Source organism: Arthrobacter sp. TE26545, from assembly GCF_056279005.1.
The window spans coordinates 3,981,519-3,999,595 of sequence record NZ_JBWBQM010000001.1 but is presented as its reverse complement, the minus strand read 5'-3'; the positions used below and the strand labels follow the sequence as shown (position 1 = coordinate 3,999,595).

Annotated in this window: 18 protein-coding genes; 15 read left to right on the top strand and 3 right to left on the bottom strand. The window is 68.4% G+C overall.

The window, feature by feature from the left end; genetic code table 11:
• Positions 1–93: 93 nt before the first annotated feature.
• The 3 genes from ACZ9CK_RS18305 to ACZ9CK_RS18295 are packed head-to-tail and all read left to right on the top strand — an operon-like array spanning position 94 to position 2,500.
• Positions 94–672 (top strand): sugar O-acetyltransferase, encoded by a 579-nt coding sequence (locus ACZ9CK_RS18305; RefSeq protein ID WP_426301069.1) that lies wholly within the window; start codon positions 94–96, stop codon positions 670–672.
• 2 nt (positions 673–674) lie between these two features.
• A complete protein-coding gene (locus ACZ9CK_RS18300) occupies positions 675–1,319 on the top strand; it encodes a TetR/AcrR family transcriptional regulator (protein ID WP_426301067.1) in 645 nt (214 codons plus the stop codon).
• Entirely contained in the window at positions 1,316–2,500 is a 1,185-nt protein-coding gene (locus tag ACZ9CK_RS18295) for an MFS transporter (RefSeq protein ID WP_476050705.1), read from the top strand. Before ACZ9CK_RS18300 ends, ACZ9CK_RS18295 begins: the two co-directional genes overlap by 4 nt.
• Here the strand turns inward: ACZ9CK_RS18295 and ACZ9CK_RS18290 are convergent.
• Positions 2,433–3,146, bottom strand: a complete 714-nt coding sequence (locus ACZ9CK_RS18290; protein ID WP_476050704.1) for a phosphatase PAP2 family protein — start codon at positions 3,144–3,146, stop codon at positions 2,433–2,435. The two genes, ACZ9CK_RS18295 and ACZ9CK_RS18290, sit on opposite strands and share 68 nt — an antisense overlap.
• 9 nt (positions 3,147–3,155) lie before the next feature.
• A complete protein-coding gene (locus tag ACZ9CK_RS18285; protein WP_476050703.1) occupies positions 3,156–3,719 on the bottom strand; it encodes a hypothetical protein in 564 nt (187 codons plus the stop codon).
• 241 nt (positions 3,720–3,960) lie between these two features.
• Between ACZ9CK_RS18285 and ACZ9CK_RS18280 the strand changes: the two genes are divergently transcribed.
• Positions 3,961–5,184 (top strand): aspartate transaminase, encoded by a 1,224-nt coding sequence (locus tag ACZ9CK_RS18280; RefSeq protein ID WP_476050702.1) that lies wholly within the window; start codon positions 3,961–3,963, stop codon positions 5,182–5,184.
• Between the two features lie 77 nt (positions 5,185–5,261).
• Positions 5,262–5,936 carry a 4-carboxy-4-hydroxy-2-oxoadipate aldolase/oxaloacetate decarboxylase gene (locus ACZ9CK_RS18275; RefSeq protein ID WP_476050701.1) on the top strand — a complete coding sequence of 225 codons (675 nt, stop codon included), beginning with the start codon at positions 5,262–5,264 and terminating at the stop codon, positions 5,934–5,936.
• Between the two features lie 153 nt (positions 5,937–6,089).
• Here ACZ9CK_RS18275 and nac read toward each other — a convergent pair whose 3' ends face one another.
• Positions 6,090–7,028, bottom strand: a complete 939-nt coding sequence (gene nac, locus ACZ9CK_RS18270; RefSeq protein WP_426301056.1) for a nitrogen assimilation transcriptional regulator NAC — start codon at positions 7,026–7,028, stop codon at positions 6,090–6,092.
• Positions 7,029–7,268: 240 nt separating this feature from the next.
• Between nac and ACZ9CK_RS18265 the strand changes: the two genes are divergently transcribed.
• The 10 genes from ACZ9CK_RS18265 (at position 7,269) to ACZ9CK_RS18220 (ending at position 18,041) form a co-directional block, all read left to right on the top strand.
• On the top strand, positions 7,269–8,078 hold the full coding sequence (locus tag ACZ9CK_RS18265; RefSeq protein ID WP_476050700.1) for a LamB/YcsF family protein: 810 nt from the start codon (positions 7,269–7,271) through the stop codon (positions 8,076–8,078).
• Positions 8,075–8,872, top strand: a complete 798-nt coding sequence (locus ACZ9CK_RS18260; RefSeq protein WP_476050699.1) for a 5-oxoprolinase subunit B family protein — start codon at positions 8,075–8,077, stop codon at positions 8,870–8,872. Before ACZ9CK_RS18265 ends, ACZ9CK_RS18260 begins: the two co-directional genes overlap by 4 nt.
• Complete coding sequence (locus ACZ9CK_RS18255) at positions 8,869–9,882, top strand: 5-oxoprolinase subunit C family protein (RefSeq protein ID WP_476050698.1); 1,014 nt, start codon at positions 8,869–8,871, stop codon at positions 9,880–9,882. The genes ACZ9CK_RS18260 and ACZ9CK_RS18255 overlap by 4 nt, the downstream gene beginning before the upstream one ends.
• A 56-nt stretch (positions 9,883–9,938) precedes the next feature.
• On the top strand, positions 9,939–11,279 hold the full coding sequence (locus tag ACZ9CK_RS18250; protein ID WP_426301048.1) for an MFS transporter: 1,341 nt from the start codon (positions 9,939–9,941) through the stop codon (positions 11,277–11,279).
• A gap of 71 nt (positions 11,280–11,350) precedes the next feature.
• Positions 11,351–12,103 (top strand): SDR family oxidoreductase, encoded by a 753-nt coding sequence (locus ACZ9CK_RS18245; RefSeq protein ID WP_426301046.1) that lies wholly within the window; start codon positions 11,351–11,353, stop codon positions 12,101–12,103.
• Between the two features lie 226 nt (positions 12,104–12,329).
• The gene (locus tag ACZ9CK_RS18240; protein ID WP_476050696.1) at positions 12,330–13,940 is read left to right on the top strand and encodes a phosphatase PAP2 family protein; all 1,611 of its coding nucleotides are present in this window, start codon (positions 12,330–12,332) and stop codon (positions 13,938–13,940) included.
• Between the two features lie 136 nt (positions 13,941–14,076).
• The gene (locus ACZ9CK_RS18235) at positions 14,077–15,051 is read left to right on the top strand and encodes an ABC transporter ATP-binding protein (RefSeq protein WP_476050695.1); all 975 of its coding nucleotides are present in this window, start codon (positions 14,077–14,079) and stop codon (positions 15,049–15,051) included.
• Positions 15,048–15,941: an ABC transporter permease gene (locus ACZ9CK_RS18230; protein WP_476050694.1), complete on the top strand. Its 894-nt coding sequence runs from the start codon at positions 15,048–15,050 to the stop codon at positions 15,939–15,941. The genes ACZ9CK_RS18235 and ACZ9CK_RS18230 overlap by 4 nt, the downstream gene beginning before the upstream one ends.
• Before the next feature lie 49 nt (positions 15,942–15,990).
• Entirely contained in the window at positions 15,991–17,334 is a 1,344-nt protein-coding gene (locus ACZ9CK_RS18225; protein ID WP_426301038.1) for a sensor histidine kinase, read from the top strand.
• Positions 17,331–18,041, top strand: a complete 711-nt coding sequence (locus ACZ9CK_RS18220) for a response regulator (RefSeq protein ID WP_426301036.1) — start codon at positions 17,331–17,333, stop codon at positions 18,039–18,041. Before ACZ9CK_RS18225 ends, ACZ9CK_RS18220 begins: the two co-directional genes overlap by 4 nt.
• Positions 18,042–18,077 lie beyond the last annotated feature (36 nt).

Genomic DNA, 18,077 nt, shown 5'->3' with positions numbered 1-18,077 from the left:
GCGCTACCGCTGAGCCGACGACGGCGGCACCCGGCCGCCGTCGTCACCTTGTCGTCTTCCGTATGGCAGGGTCCGTTGTGTACGATCGTACGCATGACCGATTACTTCGCCGGAGATCCGCGCAGCAACCGTGAACGCATGCTCGCCGGGGACCTCTATATCGCCGACGACCCCGAAAGCGAGAAGGAAGCCCAGCGGGCCATGGCCCTGCAGGCGAAGTTCGCGGCCGCCTACCCGGAGGATCCGCTGGGATCACAGGCCATCCTGGCCGAATTCCTGGGCAGTGTGGGCGAGGAGGTGCACATCAAGGCGCCGATATATGTCGATTACGGCACATACATCTCGGTGGGTGCCCGGACGTTCATCAACTACAACCTGACAGCCCTGGACGTCGCCCCGATCACCATCGGCGAAGACTGCCAGATCGGCCCGAACGTCCAGCTCCTGACCCCTACGCACCCCGTGGAACCGCAGCCCCGCCGCGACCGGCTGGAAGCGGCCAAGCCGATCACCATCGGGGACAACGTCTGGCTGGGCGGCGGCGCCATCGTGCTGGCCGGCGTCACGGTCGGGGAGAACTCGGTGATCGGCGCCGGCGCCGTCGTCACCAAGGACGTTCCGGCCAACTGCGTGGCGGTCGGCAACCCTGCCCGCGTCATCCGGGAGATCTAGGCGTGGCCACGCGCCGCTTTGATCCGGACCGCCGGGACAGGATCATCGACGCTGCTTTGGATGTGATTGCCGCCGAAGGCGTCGCGGGGGCTTCGCACCGAAAGATCGCTGCCCGTGCCGGAGTGCCGCTCGGTTCCATGAGCTACCACTTCAGCGGCATGGACGAACTGCTCACCGAGGCCTTCACCCGCTTCGGCACCTCCATCTCGGACCGCTTCGACGAGCGACTCGGCCGCGCCGTTGGGATCGACGCGGCGCGCCAGGCCGTGGTGGACTTGATCCACGAGGACCTCCTGGACTCGCAGCGGGAACTGGTCCTGACCCACGAGCTTTACACCCTGGCCGCCCGGAAACCCGAATTCCGCCGCATCACCCGCGACTGGATGGCCCGCAGCAGGCGGGCCCTGGGCCTGCATTTCGACCCTGTCACCTGCCGCATGCTGGATGCCCTGATCGAGGGCCTCTCCATCCACGCGGCGCTGGATACAGACGCGCAAGACACCGACGCGCAAGACACGGACGCGCAAGACACCGAACCGCTCGACCCCGAACCGCACAGCCGGGCCCGCACCGCCGAGGCGGTCGCCCGCATCACCACCACCGACCCCACTGCCTTCGACCGTTTCAGGGAAGCCACACACGAATGACCCTCACCACCAGCACCAACGTCCGTGCCGCCGCCGTGGCCACCTTCCTGGTCTTCGGCATGAACGGCCTGGTCTTCGCCAGCTGGGCGGCGCGCATCCCGGCCGTCGCCGAGTCACTGCAGCTGGGCGCTGGCCAGATCGGCACGTTGTTGCTTTGCATCGCCGTCGGCTCCCTCGTGGCGCTGCCCTCCAGCGGCTGGGTGATCGGCCGGATCGGCACGGCGAACGCCATCCGCTTTGCTGGCCTGCTGCTCGGTGCCGCCGGTTGCGGCGTGGCGTTCTCGCTGATGGCGGCCGCCGTAGTGCCCACCGCGGTCTGCCTCTTCTTCCTCGGCATGGGCGTCGGCGTCTGGGACGTGGCGCAGAACATCGAGGGCGCCGACGTCGAACACCGCCTCGGGCGGACCATCATGCCCCAGTTCCATGCGGCTTTCAGCGGCGGCGCCTTCGTCGGTGCGCTGATCGGTGCCGGGCTCTCGCAGCTCGGCGTCGGCCTGCCCGAGCACCTGCTGGTCATCGCCGCCGTCGCTGTGGCGCTGGCCCTGACCGCGCCGCGCTACTTCATCCCGCACGTTGCCGCGCACGCGGATCCCGACGGCGGTGCTGCCGCCCCCAAGGGCGCCTCGGCCTGGCGTGACGGCCGCACGCTGCTGATCGGCGTCGTCGTCCTCGGTGCCACCTTGACCGAAGGTGCAGGCAACGACTGGATCGCGAAGGCAGCGGTGGACGGCATGCACGCCAGCGAATCCGCCGGCGCCCTGCTGTTCGCCCTGTTCGTCGCGGCGATGACCCTGATGCGCTTCCTTGGCGGCCGGGCGATCGACCGCTACGGCCGGGTGGCCGTCCTCCGCGCCAGCATGGGCGCTGCCGCCTTGGGCCTGGCCCTGTTCGTCTTCGCCCCGAACATCGTCCTGGCCGCGATCGGTGCGGCCCTCTGGGGCATCGGTGCGGCCCTGGCGTTCCCGATGGGCATGTCCGCCGCTGCCGACGATCCGAGGCACGCAGCCGCACGGGTGTCCGTGGTGTCCACCATCGGCTACATCGCCTTCCTTGCAGGCCCGCCGCTGCTGGGCTATCTGGGTGACCACACCGGCATCCGCTTCGCGTTGCTGGCTATCGGGGCGCCGATCCTGCTGGCCCTGCTCCTCGCCGGCGCCGCGAAACCCTTGCCTTCCAAGTAAGGATCCTCCGGGCATCTATATTCTCCGCGAGGCATGCTTCCTGGACGGGGAGCCACAGCAGCAGCACCACCGCGGCAGCCAAGCACGTGCCGCCGAGCACGTCGCTGAGCCAGTGGGCCGCCAAGTACGTGCGGCTGAGCATCATCGATACCGCCCCGAGCGCCGCCAACACCCAGGCCCAGGCCCGGCCGATGAGCAGCGCGGCGGCCACGACAAATGCCGCCGTGCTGGAAGCATGCCCCGAAGGGTATGAATAGGTTTCCGTGAACACCCCGGCGTCGCCCGGGCGCGGGCGCTGGATAAGCCACTTGAGGAGCTGGACCAGGAGCGTCACTGCCACGCCGGCGACCACGCTGAAGAGGGCCATCTTCGGGCGGCGGCGCGCGAGCAGCGCCGCGCCCAACAGGGCGTGGAAGACGAACATGCCCGTGTAGCCGGCCCAGTTCAGCACCAGGTTCACGGCGTCCCAGAACGGGTTGCGCAGGCCCAGCATGGCGTCGTGCCAGGCGGTGTCGGCGGACTGGAAGGGGGGCCGGCGTGGGTCTGCGAGGAGGATTCCCCCAAGGAGCACGGCGACGGCGAGCAGAACGGTGGCCGCGGCGACGGTCGCGCCCGGGCTGAGTCTGCGTGGCTGGAGGCTCCCCATCAGCCCATCCTAGGAGGCCTTCCTGATCCCCCGTGTCATCTTGCGGATGTGCTCCGGGGTGAGGCCCGTGAGCGAGGCAAGTTCGAAGACGTCCAGCACGCCGTCCCGGAGCGCAGCGGCCACGAGGGACTGCCGTTCCGCTTCGTAGCCAAGCCGCTCGGCGTCCGCCTCCGCCAGTTCCCGGGCGGCCTCCTCCAGTTGCCCGAGGCGGCTTTGCCGGGACATGCCCGACGGCGGCAGGCCGGCGGCATCTGCGGCGGCGGTCCGCACCACCCAGGCGGAGACGCCCAGCGCGGACGTGATCATGGTGACGGGCACGCGGTCCTGCACGCACTGGGCGATGAGTTCGTTGCGGCGGACGATCAGCGCGCGGAAGCTGCTGTCCGCCCGGGCGAGGCGCTGCCTCTGCTGCGTGAGCCCCGAACGGAAAGGGCCGCCGTCGTCCGTTCTTCCTTCGGGCGCCCCGGCCGTGAGGCGGGAAGCGGACGGGGAAAAGCGCGCGGCGCGCTGCGAGGTGCCGTAGCGGTACCCGCCTGCGGGCAGGGAAGTGCCACGCGTCAGCTGAACGTCCATGGAAGAAAGCCAACCGCGGCAAGCGCGGCCCGGGAAATACCAAAACCGCGTGAATCCATAAGCAAACGCGATACCAAGGTTGCGGGAAACCATAAGGATGCCTTATCAACCCACTCACAATTGGTCTTATCCATGCGGCATTTGCATACCTAGGCTCGGAAGGAGCCCTACACCCAAGATCCCGGTTTCCAAGGGCCGTGTTCCCAACAGCGGGGACACCAACACTGCTTCGGAGGAGATCATGCCCGACTATTCATCGGCGTCGTACGCACCGGCTTCACGCGTCAGCCGCATCAAGTCGTCCCCCAGCGTCGCGGCAGCAGCCAGGGTCCGCGAACTGAAGGCCGGGGGTCGCACGATCATCGACCTCACCGTGGGCGAACCGGACTTCGACACCCCGGAGCACATCAAGGCCGCCGCCGTCGCCGCCATCCAGGCCGGCGAAACCAAGTACACCTCGGTCACCGGAACCCCTGCCCTGCAGTCCGCCATCCTCGGCCGCCTGGAACGCCACACCGGCATCAGCTACGGCAGGGACGAAATCACCGTGGGCGGCGGTGCCAAGCAGGTCATCTTCCTGGCGCTCATGGCAACCCTCGACGCCGGTGACGAAGTCATCATCCCGGCCCCCTACTGGGTGTCCTACCCGGACATGGTGCTCGCCAACGAGGGCACTCCGGTGATCGTGCCCTGCGGCGAGGACGCCGGCTTCAAGCTCACCCCGGAGGCGCTGCGCGCCGCTATCACTCCGCAGAGCAAGTGGCTCATCCTCAACACCCCGTCCAACCCCACCGGCGCCGTCTACAGCCGCGCCGAACTCGCCGCCCTCACCGAGGTCCTGGAGGAGTTCCCCCAACTGCTGGTCCTCACCGACGAGATCTACGACGAGATCAACTTCGGCAGCGAACGCATCGCCAGCCTGGTGGAGGTGGCGCCCCCGCTGAAGGACCGCATCCTGTTGGTCAACGGCGTGTCCAAGGCCTACGCCATGACCGGCTGGCGCATCGGCTACGCGGCCGGCCCCGCCCCGGTGGTGGCATCCATCAACAAGCTGCAATCGCAGATGTCCTCCTGCCCGTCCTCGGTCAGCCAGGCCGCTGCGGCCGCCGCGCTCTCCGGCGACCAGTCCTTTGTGCGCGAAAGCGTGGCGGTCTACCGCACCCGCCGCGATGCCGCCGTCGCCGGCCTGAATGCCGTGGACGGGCTGTCCTGCACTGCAGCCGACGGCGCCTTCTATACCTGGGTCAACTGCTCCGGCGTGATCGGCAAGACGACGCCGGCCGGAACCACCATCCGCAACGACGAGGACTTCACCCTGTACCTCCTGGACGCCGCCTCGGTGGCCGTGATCCAGGGCTCGGCCTACGGCCTGGAACCGTACTTCCGCATCTCCTTCGCCACGGACCTGGACACCATCCAGTCCGCCGTCGTCGCCATCGACAAAGCCGTCCGCGCGCTCAGCTGAACCGCGCACTCAGCTGAACCGCGGCTCAGCTGAACCGCGCCGAACCGCCTCCGAATACCCAGCAGAAAGACACAGCCATGATCCACGTCAAGACCAAGTTCGAACGCCCGGCGGCCGACGTCGTCGAGCGGCTCTCGAAGTTCTCCTCCGCCACCATCCACGAGGCCCAGGGCCGCAAGGGCGCGCTGAACTCGAAGATCAAGCCGATCGACCGCGAAATGTCCTTCTGCGGCCCCGCCGTCACGGTGCGCTGCGCCCCGCAGGACAACCTGATGCTCCAGGTGGCCATCCATTACGCGCAGGGCGGCGACGTGGTGCTGGTGGGCACCGGCGAATACGAGGAAGCCGGCATCTTCGGCGACGTTCTGGGCAACGCCATGAAGGCCAAGGGCATCGCCGCGATGGTCACCGAATCCGGCGTGCGGGACACCGCGGACCTGATCGAACTCGGCCTGCCCGTCTTCTCCGGCAACGTCTGCATCAAGGGCACCGTCAAGGAAACCCTGGGCCCGATCAACCACCCGCTGGTGATCGGTGACGAGATCATCTACCCGGGCGACATCCTGCGCGGTGACGCCGACGGCGTGGTGGTGGTGCGCCGCGAAGAAGCCGAAGAGGTCATCGCCCTGTCCCAGGCCCGCGACGACCACGAGCGCGAGCTGATCAAGCTGTACCACGACGGCGGCACCACCATAGAGCTGTGCGAACTCACCGACAAGCTGAAGGCCAAGGGCCTGCTGGTCGAGGAATGAGCCTGCTGTTGCATACAGCCGCTTCGCGCTGAGTCCGCCGGAGCGCTGCGGGGTCGCTGGAATGTTCCGGCGACCCCGCAGCGCTCCCGCGACCCTGATGCATGGCCGGCATCAGGCTGCCTTCGAAAGGTCAAGGACGAACATAAGCAGCTTCTACGGGCGGGCGTGCGGAGTAAGGCCGGGTCCGTAGTCTTCCAGGAGCCGGTTGCGGATCATTTCGCGGATGATGATCAACACGGCGGAGGCGGACTCGGACAACGGCTCGTGTTCGGCCGTGCACAGCGCGATCTTGCACTGCAGGGCCGGTTCGACGATCCGCAGGACCTGGAAGTCTTCGTAGTGGAACAAGGCGTCCGCAGCCGAACGGGGCAAGATCGTGGAGCCCAGGCCCGAGGCGATCAACCGGCCCAGGACAGGAACGGACTCCACTTCGCCGGCCAGCTTCAGCGGCAGCCCCAAATCCTCCAGGCCCTTGTCCACCACCTGGCGCAGGGTGTGGATCCGCTCCGGCAGGAAGAGCCGCTGGCCGGCTACTTCGGCCAGCGTCACCGTCTCGCCGTCGCCGATTTCCAGGTTGGCGTTCGCTACCAGGTGCAGGTCTTCCACGACCATGGTGGTGAACTGGACGCCACGGATCGGCCCCGGTTCGTAGATCAGGGCCATGTCCAGCTTGCCGTTCTTGATCGCCTCGCTCAGCACGCCACCGAAGGTTTCCGTCAGGTGCAAGACGATGTCCGGGTACCGTTCGCCCACTTCGCGCACGATCTCCGGCGCCAGCTTCGAGACCATGCTGTACGGGGCGATCGCGATTGACACGCGGCCGGCCGGGGCCGCCCCGGAAGCCTCGACGTCGGTCCTCGCCTGCTCCACGAGGCGCAGGATGGTCTGGGCATGGCGGTACAGGGCGTGCCCCGCGGAGGTGGGTTCCACGCCCTGCTTGCTGCGGATGAGCAGCCGCTGCTTGAGTTCCTTTTCCAGCGAGGAGACCTGCTGGCTCAGGGCGGGCTGGGCGACGTGGAGGCTTGCGGCGGCCTTGGTGATGCTTCCTGAATCCACGATCCGCACGAAGTATTCGAGCTTCCGTGTGTCCATCTTGTGCGCCTTTCCGAAGGGTCCCTCGACGGCCCTGCCTCATAGCAAGAGCTTATGCGGTGAAGCAGAACAAGTCTTTGATACCCCGTCCTGGCCATGATCTCCGGGTTCGGCCGCCCTTTCCATAAGGCTTTCTTATGGTGGGACGCCCAATAGGTCTTTGTCGTGAGGGCCGTCACGGTGGAACCCTCGAAGTGTGGGGAAGTGATGCCCGCAACATCCGCGAGGAAAGAGGACACCGTGACTGCCGTGATCGATCTCGTGGCGGATCTGGGAGAAGGATTCGGCACGTACACCCTGGGCGAGGACAAGGATCTCCTGGACATCGTCTCCAGCGCGAACATCGCGTGCGGTTTCCACGCCGGCGACCCGGACATCATGGACCGCACCGTGGCCGAATGCGTCCGCCGCGGAGTCGGCATCGGTGCCCACCCCAGCTTCCCGGACCTGCGCGGCTTTGGCCGGCGCGCCATGGACCTCACCGCGGAGGAAGTCCGCACCGACACCCTCTACCAGCTCGGCGCCCTCTCCGCCTTCGCCGCGTACCACGGCACCCGAGTTTCGCACATCGCCCCGCACGGCCGCCTGGGCAACCTCGTCGCCACCCGCACAGACTACGCCGACGCCGTTGCTGACGCCGCCTTCCGCACCGACCCCTCCCTGATCGTCCTCGCGCAGGACGGCGAACTGGCCCGTGCAGCCGCACAGCGCGGCCTCGGCGTCGCGATCGTCGGCATCGCTGACCGCGCCTACCAGGCGGACGGCACCCTCGTTCCGCGCAGCCAGCCCGGCGCGGTGCTGCACGATCCCTCCGTCATCGTCGAACGGACCGTCCGAATGGTCACAGAAGGCGTCATCGAAACGGTGGCCGGCGCCGACGTCGCCATCCAGGCTGACACCGTGCTGCTGCACGGCGACAACCCCGGCGCCGTCGCCCTGGCCCGGCTCATCCGCAAGGAGCTCACCGCCGCCGGCGTCCGCATTGCTCCGCTCGCCGAGGTCCTGGGCGCCCGGTACAACCGGTACAAGGCAGATAGCAGCCTGACATGAGCACCTTCGCCACCCCCGCCGTCGAGATCCACGAGTCCGGCGATTCCGCCGTCCGCGTCGTGGCCGTCTCCACGGACTCCGAACGCAACTGGGAAACCGTGCACCGCCTGGCCGGCTGGCTGGACACCTGCGAGGCCGAAGGCCTCCACGGCGCCGTCCCCACCTACGACTCCGTGCTGGTCGAGTTCGACCCCGCCCTGGTCTCCGCCAAGCAGCTGCGCGCGTTCGTCCAGCTCGGCCTGCGCCAGCTGGACCTCGCCGGCAGCTCCGCCCGCGGGCCACAGGAGTTCGAAGTGCCCGTCGCCTACGGCGGCGGCTTCGGCCCGGACCTGGAAAAGGTTGCCGAGCAGCAGGGGATCACGGTGGCCGAGGTCATTGCCCTGCACTCGGCCAAGCGCTACACCATCCGTTGCATGGGCGCTCCGGCAGGTTCGCCCATGATGGACGGCCCCGACTTCCCGTTTCCCGTTCCGCGCCTGAAGGACCCGCGCCTCAGCGTCCCCGCCGGCGCGATCGCCGTCGCCGGACGGCAGGCGGTCATTGCCCCGGCAGTGGCGCCCGGCGGCTGGTGCGTGATCGGCCAGACCCCGCTCACCGTCCTCGACCTTGGCCGGGAACCGCTGGTCCCGTACGTTCCCGGGGACACCCTGCGCTTCCGTCCGATCAGCCACGAGGAATTCGACGGCTACGTCGGCAAGCACCTTGCGGCCCTGCAGCCGTCCGCGCTGCACCCGTCCGCGCTGCACCCGTCCGCCCTGCACCCGTCCGCCCTGCACCCGGAGGTGGCGCTGTGAACGGCCGCATCGTCGTCGAGCAGCCCGGAAACTCCGTGGTCACGGACCTCGGCCGCTTCCGCGGACCGCGCTTCGGCCTGCCGGTCAACGGCGCCCTGGACCAGTTCTCGGCCCGCGCCGCGAACATCCTTGCCGGCAACCCGGACAACGCCCCGCTGCTGGAAGTGACCGCGTTGGACTTCCGGATGCGCGCAGACCAGGACCTCCTGATTGCCGTCACCGGTGCGCCCCTGACCCTCACGGTCGGCGGCCGCGAACAGCCCCAATGGGAACCTGTTTCGGTCTGCGCCGGGGAGGCCGTGGCGATCCGCGGCATCCACACGGGACTGCGCTCCTACCTGGCTATCCATGGCTCGGTGGACGCGCCCCTGCTGATGGGCAGCTGCGCCCCGGACACCGTGATCGGCTTCGGCCTGAAACTGGGCGAAGGAACCGTCCTCGGGATCCGGCGCAGCGTTGCACCGCTCCGGCAGCCCTACTTCGACATCCCGTTGTTCCGCCTGGGCCTAGAGCGTCCTGCCATGGGCTCGGAACTCGTGGTGGATGTCACCGACGGCCCGGATGTGGCCGAATTCGGTGACACTGCCGGCCTGCTGTTCGCCTCCGGTTACACGGTGAGTGGGCGCAGCAACCACATCGGACTCCGGCTCGGCGGCCAGCTGCCGGAACGGATGTCCAACGCGGAGGTCCTCTCCCGCGGTGTCCCGGTGGGCGCCGTCGAAGTCCCCAACAGGGAGGAACTCCTGGTCCTGCACCGGGGACGCGGCGTCACCGCCGGGTACCCGGTCCTGGCTGTCGCCACCAGCCTTGGACTCGATGTCCTGGCACAGGCCCGGCCCGGGGATGTTGTCCGCTTCCGGAAGACCACCGTTGCCGAGGCGACCCTGGCCTACCGGGCCGCCATGCGGCGGCTCGAATCCCTCCGAACAACCGTCAACACCGTTTTCAAACTCCTCGGCGTCGGAGACGAACCCGGCTGGCGGGAACTGCCACCGGCCATCGCCATCTGAAAACCCTCGCCACCGTCATGGGGCCTTGTTAAGCTCCAAAGATCAAGGGAAAACACATGTCAACAAGCACCAACGCTGCGTCAACGCAGCCCGAGCGGCTCACCGGCCGGCAGACCCGCAAGGTCGTCACCGCCGGCTGCGTCGGCATCTTCGTGGAACTCTACGACAACGGCATCTTCGCCTTCATGGCGGGAACCCTTGCCCTGGTGTTCCTCGCCCCAGGCAATCCGGACAACGCCCTGCTGTTCGTGTTCGCCGGCTACGCCGTGTCCTTCTTCGTGCGGCCCCTGGGCGCCGTCGTTTGTGGTTACCTCGGTGACCGGATCGGCAGGCAAAAGCTCCTGGTCTTCGTGATCATGCTGATCAGCGTGGCTACGGCGGGCATCGGCCTGCTGCCGCCGTACGCAGCTATCGGCATCGCGGCACCGATCTTGCTGGTCCTGCTGCGCATGCTCCAGGGCTTCTCCGTAGGCGGCGAGGCCGCCGGCGCCATGACCTTCCTGGCCGAGCACGCCCCTGAAGGCAAGCGCGGCGTCATCACCTCCTACGCCCAGATCGCTTCCTTCGCTGCCCTGCTGACCGGCACGCTCGTGGCCTACTCCATGTCTCCGTGGCTCACCCAGGCAGCGATCGACGGCGGCGGCTTCGGCTCCTTCGCCTGGCGTGTTCCGTTCCTGGTCGCCATCCCCATGGGCATCATCGGCTTCTACATCCGCAAGGCCATCGCCGACACCCCGAACTTCGTGAAGCTCAAAGAAGAGGGCGGCCTGTCCAAGAACCCCTTGAAGGAAGCCTTCAAGTCCGCCGAACACCGCCGCGCCATGCTGCTGGCCCTGTTCATCCCGCTGATGAATGGCTCGGGCTACTACGTCCTGTTCTCCTACATGCCCACCTTCCTCAAGGGCAAGCAGCTGAACTTCAGCATCGGCGAAGCCCTCATCGTCACCGCTTGCAGCCTGGTGGTCATCTGCATCGCCATTCCGTTCATGGGCGCCCTCTCGGACCGCGTGGGCCGCAAGAAAGTCATTGCCGGTGCAGCGATCGCCATGGCAATCGTCGGCATCCCGGCCTACGCGCTGATCGCCACCGGCAACATGGGGCTCGCCATCCTCGGCGCTTCCCTCATGGCAGTCGTCTTCGCCGGCCACACCGCCGTCATCCACATCCTGATCGTGGAACTGTTCCCCACCCGCGTCCGCTACTCGGCCTACGGCCTGGGCTACAACATCTCCTCCGCGCTCTTCGGCGGAACGGCCCCGCTACTCATGACCTGGCTGATTTCCAGCACGGGCAACATCTACATGCCGGCCTTCTACGCCGTCATCACCGCCCTGGGCACCCTCGCCGCGGTCAGCACGGTCAAGGACCGCGCCCACGAGCCGCTGCGCGACGCCTGATCCCTTTCCATCCGGTGCCGTCCTCCCCTCCGGGAGGCCCGGCGTCGCCAAGCAAGACATCCGGAGTAACCATGTCCTTCTCTGACTACACCACCGCAGTGGTGACCGGCGCGTCCACCGGCATGGGCGCCGCCATCGCCGAGCGCCTCGCCAAGCACGGGCTGACGGTGCACGCCTTCGCCCGCAACGAAGACCGGCTCAAGGAGCTGGCCGACCGCACCGGGGCGATCCCGCACGCGGTGGACCTGACGGACACGGCCGCCGTCGCCGCGGAACTGGAAAGCCTGGAAGTGGATGTACTGGTGAACTGCGCCGGGGTCTCCCGCCCCGGGAACATCCTGGATTCGTCCGAGTCGGATATCGACGAACTGATTGACGTGAACCTCCGCGGCCTCCTCCAACTGACCCGCTTGGTGCTTCCGGGCATGGTGGAGCGGGACCTCGGCCACATCGTCAACATCAGCTCGATCGCCGGCACTTACAACTTCTACGGCCACACGGTCTACCACGCCACCAAGGCAGCCGTGCACCAGATCTCGCGGCAGCTCCGCAACGACACCGTGGGCAAGCGCATCCGGGTCACGGAAATCTGCCCCGGCCGGGTGGAAACCGAGATCTTCGGCCGGAACATGGGCGGCACCCCGGAAGCCATGGAAGAGGCGTGGAAGACGTACTACGAAGGCTACGAGTCGCTCACCACGGGGGACATCGTGGACGCCCTCGACTACGCCGTGGACACCCCCCGGCACGTGAACGTGGGGATGCTGGAGATCATGCCCACCTTCCAGGTTCCGGGCGGCCTGGTGTTCGACCGGCGCGACTAAGCCGCCGGGCCGCACCGCCCCTAAGCTGCCCGGACCTGCGGTCCGGGCCTACAGATTCCGGTGGAAAACGCACTCCCTCGACCGGAAATACAAGCCGCCGGCCACACCCCGTTCCGTGGCCGGCGGCACCCGTTTAATAGCGGCTCCTAATGCGCGACGGCGGCGCCCGTCGTTCCCGACCCCGAACCGCCCGGCTCCCGCCAGTCCCCTGGAGTACGCTGGCCCCATGCGGACAATCCTGCGCCGGAGCCTCGGGCTGCGCCCTGTGCACGGGCTGCGCCGAGGGTTCGCGTCGCAGGCTGCGCACCGCCTGCGTGCTGTGCGCAGCCTGCGACGCGGCCCGGGCAAAATAGCCGATTTCGACCGGGCCGTGCTCCGCCGGATTTCCCGCTGGCCGCACGGGAACCACGACGCCTTCTTCCGCAATCTCTCCGCCGCCGCCACCAAGGGCAAACTCTGGTTCGCCGTCGCCGGCGCCCTAGCCGCCGTTCCCGGCAAACCGCGCCGCGCCGCCGTGCACGGCCTCCTTGCCCTCGGTGTGGCGTCCGCCGTCACCAACCTCGGCTTCAAGGCGCTCCTCCCGCGCACCCGCCCCCTGCCCGAACACCTCCCGGTCTTCCGCTTCGTGCACCCGCAGCCCACCAGCTCCTCGATGCCTTCGGGCCATTCGGCGTCCGCCGTGGCCTTCACCCTGGGCGTCTCCTTCGTGCAGCCGGCCCTCGGCGCGCTGCTCGCCCCCGTGGCCGCCGGGGTGGCCTATTCCCGTGTCCACACCGGGGCGCACTGGCCCTCCGACGTGGTCTTCGGCTCGGCGATCGGCGCCGGGGCGGCGTTGCTCACCCGTCGCTGGTGGCCGGCGCGGGAAGCACAGCCGGCGGTCCGGCGCACCCCCGAGGCCCTTGCGAAGATCGACGACGGCGCCGGGCTGGCGATCGTTGTCAACGCCAAGGGCGGTTCCTACACCCCGGAGACCGGGAACCTCCTGCAGGAGGCCTTCCCGCAGGCGCACATCCGCGAGGCCGGCGACGACGAGGACATCAATGCGGTCATCGAGGAAACCGCCGCACGGCCCGGGACCAAGGCCCTCGGGGTGTGGGGCGGCGATGGTACGGTCGGCACCGCGGCGGCTGCCGCCGTCGGGCACGGACTGCCGCTGCTGGTGCTGCCCGGCGGGACGCTGAACCACTTTGCCCGCGACGTGGGCATCTCCACCCTCGCGGATGCCGTGGCTGCCGCGGAGACCGGGAGCGGGATCCGCGCGGACACGGCCAGGGTTGCGGCCGGTCGCGGCCAGGACGGGACGGACGAAATCCGCGAGTTCGCGATGCTGAACACCGCCAGCATCGGGGTCTATCCGAACCTCGTGCGCCGGCGCGAACGGCTCCAGGGCGCCCTCGGCAAGCCGCTGGCCGGCCTGATCGCGGGGCTGCGCACCTTCGCGGCGGCCTCACCCACCACCTTGCTGATCGACGGCGTCCGGCACCGGATCTGGATCCTCTACCTGGGCCGCGGCCGCTACTACCCGCGGGACCTGGCGCCGCTGGCCCGCCCGGTGATGGACGACGGTGTCCTGGACATCCGCATGGTCACGGCGGATGAGCGCTTTGCCCGGCTCCGGCTGCTCTGGGGCGTGCTCACCGGAACCGCCGGCAGTTCCAAGGTCACGCATTTGCGTGAGGCTTCCCGGATCGCCGTCGAAGCGCTGGGCGCGCCGCTGGTGCTGGCGGTCGACGGCGAGCCCCTCCCCGGGGTGCGCAGCGCGGAGTTCAGCGTCCGGCCCGGGCACCTGCGGGTGTACTCGCCGGGCCAGCTCGCCGAAGGTGGGGATCATCCATGAGGACTACCCTGATCCGACCCTGAATCATCCCTGGGGCAGGCGATTCCCGGAGCGCATGTGGCTAGCGTTGTTAATACCGTCAACAACACTCGGCTTCAGCGAAAGGGAAGGGACACTTCCATGATCGGGGCAATTCATGATTGAGGCACACGGGCTGCGAAAGGTCTACGGGCACAAGACCGCCGTGGACGGCATCAGCTTCACCGTCCAGCCGGGAAAGGTCACGGGCTTCCTAGGCCCGAACGGCGCCGGAAAATCCACCACGATGCGCATGATCATGGGCCTGGACCGGCCCACCGCCGGCAGCGTCACCGTGAACGGCCGGCCATACGCCAAACACAAGGCTCCCCTGCACGAGGTCGGTGCGCTGCTCGATGCCAAGGCCGTGCACACCAGCCGGAGCGCCTACAACCATCTGCGCGCCATGGCCGCGACGCACGGCATCCCCAAGCAGCGCATCGATGAGGTCATCGACATGACCGGCCTCAGCGCAGTTGCCAGGAAGAAGGCCGGCGGCTTTTCCCTGGGAATGGGCCAGCGCCTCGGTATCGCCAACGCCCTCCTGGGCGACCCGCAGACCCTCATCCTCGACGAGCCGGTCAACGGCCTTGATCCGGAAGGCGTCCAGTGGGTCCGCAATCTGGCCCGCTACCTCGCGGGGCAGGGCAAGACGGTCTTCATTTCCAGCCACCTGATGTCCGAAATGGCGCAGACCGCAGACCACCTGATCGTCATCGGCCGGGGCAGGATCATCGCGGACACCACGGTCGATTCCCTGATTGAAAGCCAGACGCGCAAGCGCACCCTGGTCCGCACCTCCGAGGCCTCGCGCCTGGGCCAGCTCTTGGCCGGAGACGGCGTCCGCGTGGAACAGAACGCCACGGAGACCCTCGAAGTCTCCGGCCTGGAACCCCGCAGGATCGCCGAACTGGCCCTCGAGAACCGGGTGCTTGTCTATGAGCTCACGCCGCTGACCTCTTCGCTCGAAGAGGCCTACTTCCAGCTCACCAAGGACGAGGTGGAATACCACTCGCACCTTGAATCCGGTCCCGGCCAGGCCACCGGCCCGGGAACCGTCCCCGCCCCCACTTTGGAAGGATCCCAGCGATGAGCTCCGCCGCCCTCCCCACCCGGGCACACGCTTCGTCCGCCGCAAACCACGGCGTCAACTTTCTGCGGGTCCTCAACTCGGAGTTCATCAAGTTCCGCACGCTCATGAGCACCAAGCTGCTGGTCATTGCCACCCTGGTGGCGATTGTCGGCGTCGGCGTGCTGTCCGCGCTGGTCCGCTGGAGCGTGGTGCGCCAGCTTACGGAGGGGCTGGGCCCCGGGGGGCAGAAACTGACGGCGCAGCAGGCCGTGCAGTCCTTCCCGCCCGGCCAGGGCTTCGACCTGTACAACCTGCCGAACGCGGGCCTCAACATCGGCATCCTGGTCCTGGGCTCCCTGGCCGTGCTGTTCATCGCTTCCGAATTCGCCACCGGGATGATCCGTTCCACCATGAACGCCGCTCCGGACCGGCTGTCCACCTTCGTGGCCAAGGCCGTGGTGCTGGTCCTCGTGTCTTACATCCTGTCCGTGCTGGGCGGGGCGCTCAGTTTCCTGTTCTCGGCGCCGATGTTCACCGGCATGGGGCTGACGCTGGACTGGGGGACCGACGGCGTGTTGTACAGCCTGCTGACCGGCGGGCTTTACGTCGCCGGGGTGGCGCTGATCGGGCTGTCCCTGGGCACCCTGCTGAAGAACTCCGCGGGCGGAATCACCATCCTCGTCAGCATCATGTTCGTGCTGCCGTTCGCGGGCTCGTTCCTGGCCTTCGCGCCCGGGGAGTTCTGGAAGTACGTTCCCCAGTACCTGCCCAGCGAGGCGGCGGGGCGGTTCCTTTCGATCGGCCACGCCGACGGCATCCTGGACCCCTGGCAGGGCGGCCTCATCTTCCTCGGCTACGTAGTGCTTTTCCTGGTTCCGGCGCTGGTGGTCCTCAAGAAGCGGGACGTCTGATCCTGCCGGCAACAGCTTGGCCGGCCGCCAGGCCGAATAGGCTCGTTCCATGAGCGAAGAACCGCAGGCGTTGGCGCCGGCCCCGGTGGACCCCGCAGTCCCCCCGGGGCCGGCAGTCCCCTTGGGTGAGGCGTCCTTCGCCGAAATCACGGCCCGGCGCCGCGGCAGGGTGCGCAGGTACTTCTATGAGCACCCGCGCGTGATGGATGCCGTGGTGGTGCTCTGCTACCTGCTGCTTGCGCTGTCCACCCTGATCAGCAGCGTCGTGGACGGCAAATGGCCGGCCGGGCTGCTGCTCCTGGCCACCGCCGGGGCGCTGTGCCTGCGCCGGGTTTTCCCGCTGACGGTGACGGCCGCCGTCGCGCTGCTGGAACTCGGGGTGACCCTGCTGCACCCGTGGGGCACCAATGTCTCCGCAGGACTCTGGTTCGCGCTGTATGCGGTGGCGGTGGTGCGGCCGCGGCGCTCCGCCCTCACGGTCTTCGCCGCCGCGAGCCTGCCGCTCACGCTGCTGTACCTGTTCATGTGGACCAGCCCCGGCGGGCCCGGCGGGACAGCGGATGCGGAGCTGCCGGAGAACTACCACCTCATCAGCAACATCACCGCGGCCATCAGCATCCTGCTGTCCAACCTGATCGCCACGGGCATCGGCATCTCGGTGCGCCAGCGTCGCGAGCACGAAGCCGAGATCCGCGCCTGGGCCGCGCAGACCGCCCGCCTGGGCTCCGTCACGGAACGGAACCGCATCGCCCGGGAGATGCACGACGTCGTCGCGCACTCGCTCACGGTGATGATCAGCCTGTCGGACGGCGCCGCCGTCGTGGTCCGGAAGGATCCCGACCGCGCCGCGGAGGTGCTCGGCGAGCTTTCGCGCACCGGCCGCACGGCGCTGGCGGACATGCGCCGCGTGCTCGGGGTGCTGCGCGACGACTCCGGCCGCCCCGCGCCGCTCGCACCCACCGCCTCGGGGGACCTCGCCACCTTGCTGGAGGGTTTCCGCACCGCCGGGCTGCCGCTGCATTTCACGCACACCGGACCGGCCCTGCCCGACGATCCCGCCTTCCGGCTCACGGTCTTCCGGATCGTGCAGGAGTCGCTCACCAATGTGCTGCGGTACGGGCGTGCGCTGGGCCGGGTTGACGTGCTCGTTCTGCGGGACGGGGACCGGGTCACCATTGATGTGCTCGACGACGGCCGGGACGTCCGGGAAGATGTCGCCGGGGCGGGTGGCCACGGAGTGCGCGGTTCCGGAATCGGGACCGGGCAGGGCATCAACGGAATGCGGGAGCGGGCCCGGATCTACGCGGGAACCGTGGACGCCGGCCCCGCGCCGAACGGCGGCTGGCGCGTCCACGCGGAATTGAACTGGAACGGCGACAAGGGGAAGCCATGAGCGGAGACGGAACGATCAAGGTGCTGCTGGCGGACGACCAGCCGCTGCTGCGCATGGGCTTCCGGCTCATCCTCGAGGGCGAGCCCGACCTGGAGGTGGTGGGTGAGGCCTCGGACGGAAACGAAGCCCTGGCCCAGGCCGCGGCCCTGCATCCGGATGTCATCCTGATGGACGTCCGGATGCCCGGGATGGACGGCATCGAGGCCACCCGCCGGCTCAGCGCCCTTGATTCCGCGGCCCGGGTCATCATCCTCACCACCTTCGACCTCGACGAGTACGCTTTCGCCGGACTGCAGGCGGGCGCTTCGGCGTTCCTGCTCAAGGACGTGGCCCCGGAGGAACTGGTGCACGCGGTGCGGCTGGTGGCCAGCGGCGATGCCGTGGTGGCGCCGCGGGTCACGCAGCGGTTGCTGGAAACCTACGTGCGGGGCGCCCGCCCGCACGGGCAGTCCCCGGCGGGGCACGCTCCGCCGCCGCGGGACCCGCTGCTGGAGGAGCTCACGCCGCGCGAAACCGAGATGCTCCAGGCCATCGCCGAGGGCCTGTCCAACGCGGAGATCGCACACAAGTTCTTCCTCTCCGAGGCCACCGTGAAGACCCACGTGCGCCGCATCCTCACCAAGCTGCACCTGCGGGACCGGGTCCAGGTGGTGGTGTACGCCTACGAAAGCGGGCTGGTGATTCCCAGCAACAATCCGGACTACTGACGCCGCACTCACAGCCCCGGCACAGAAACCGCATGT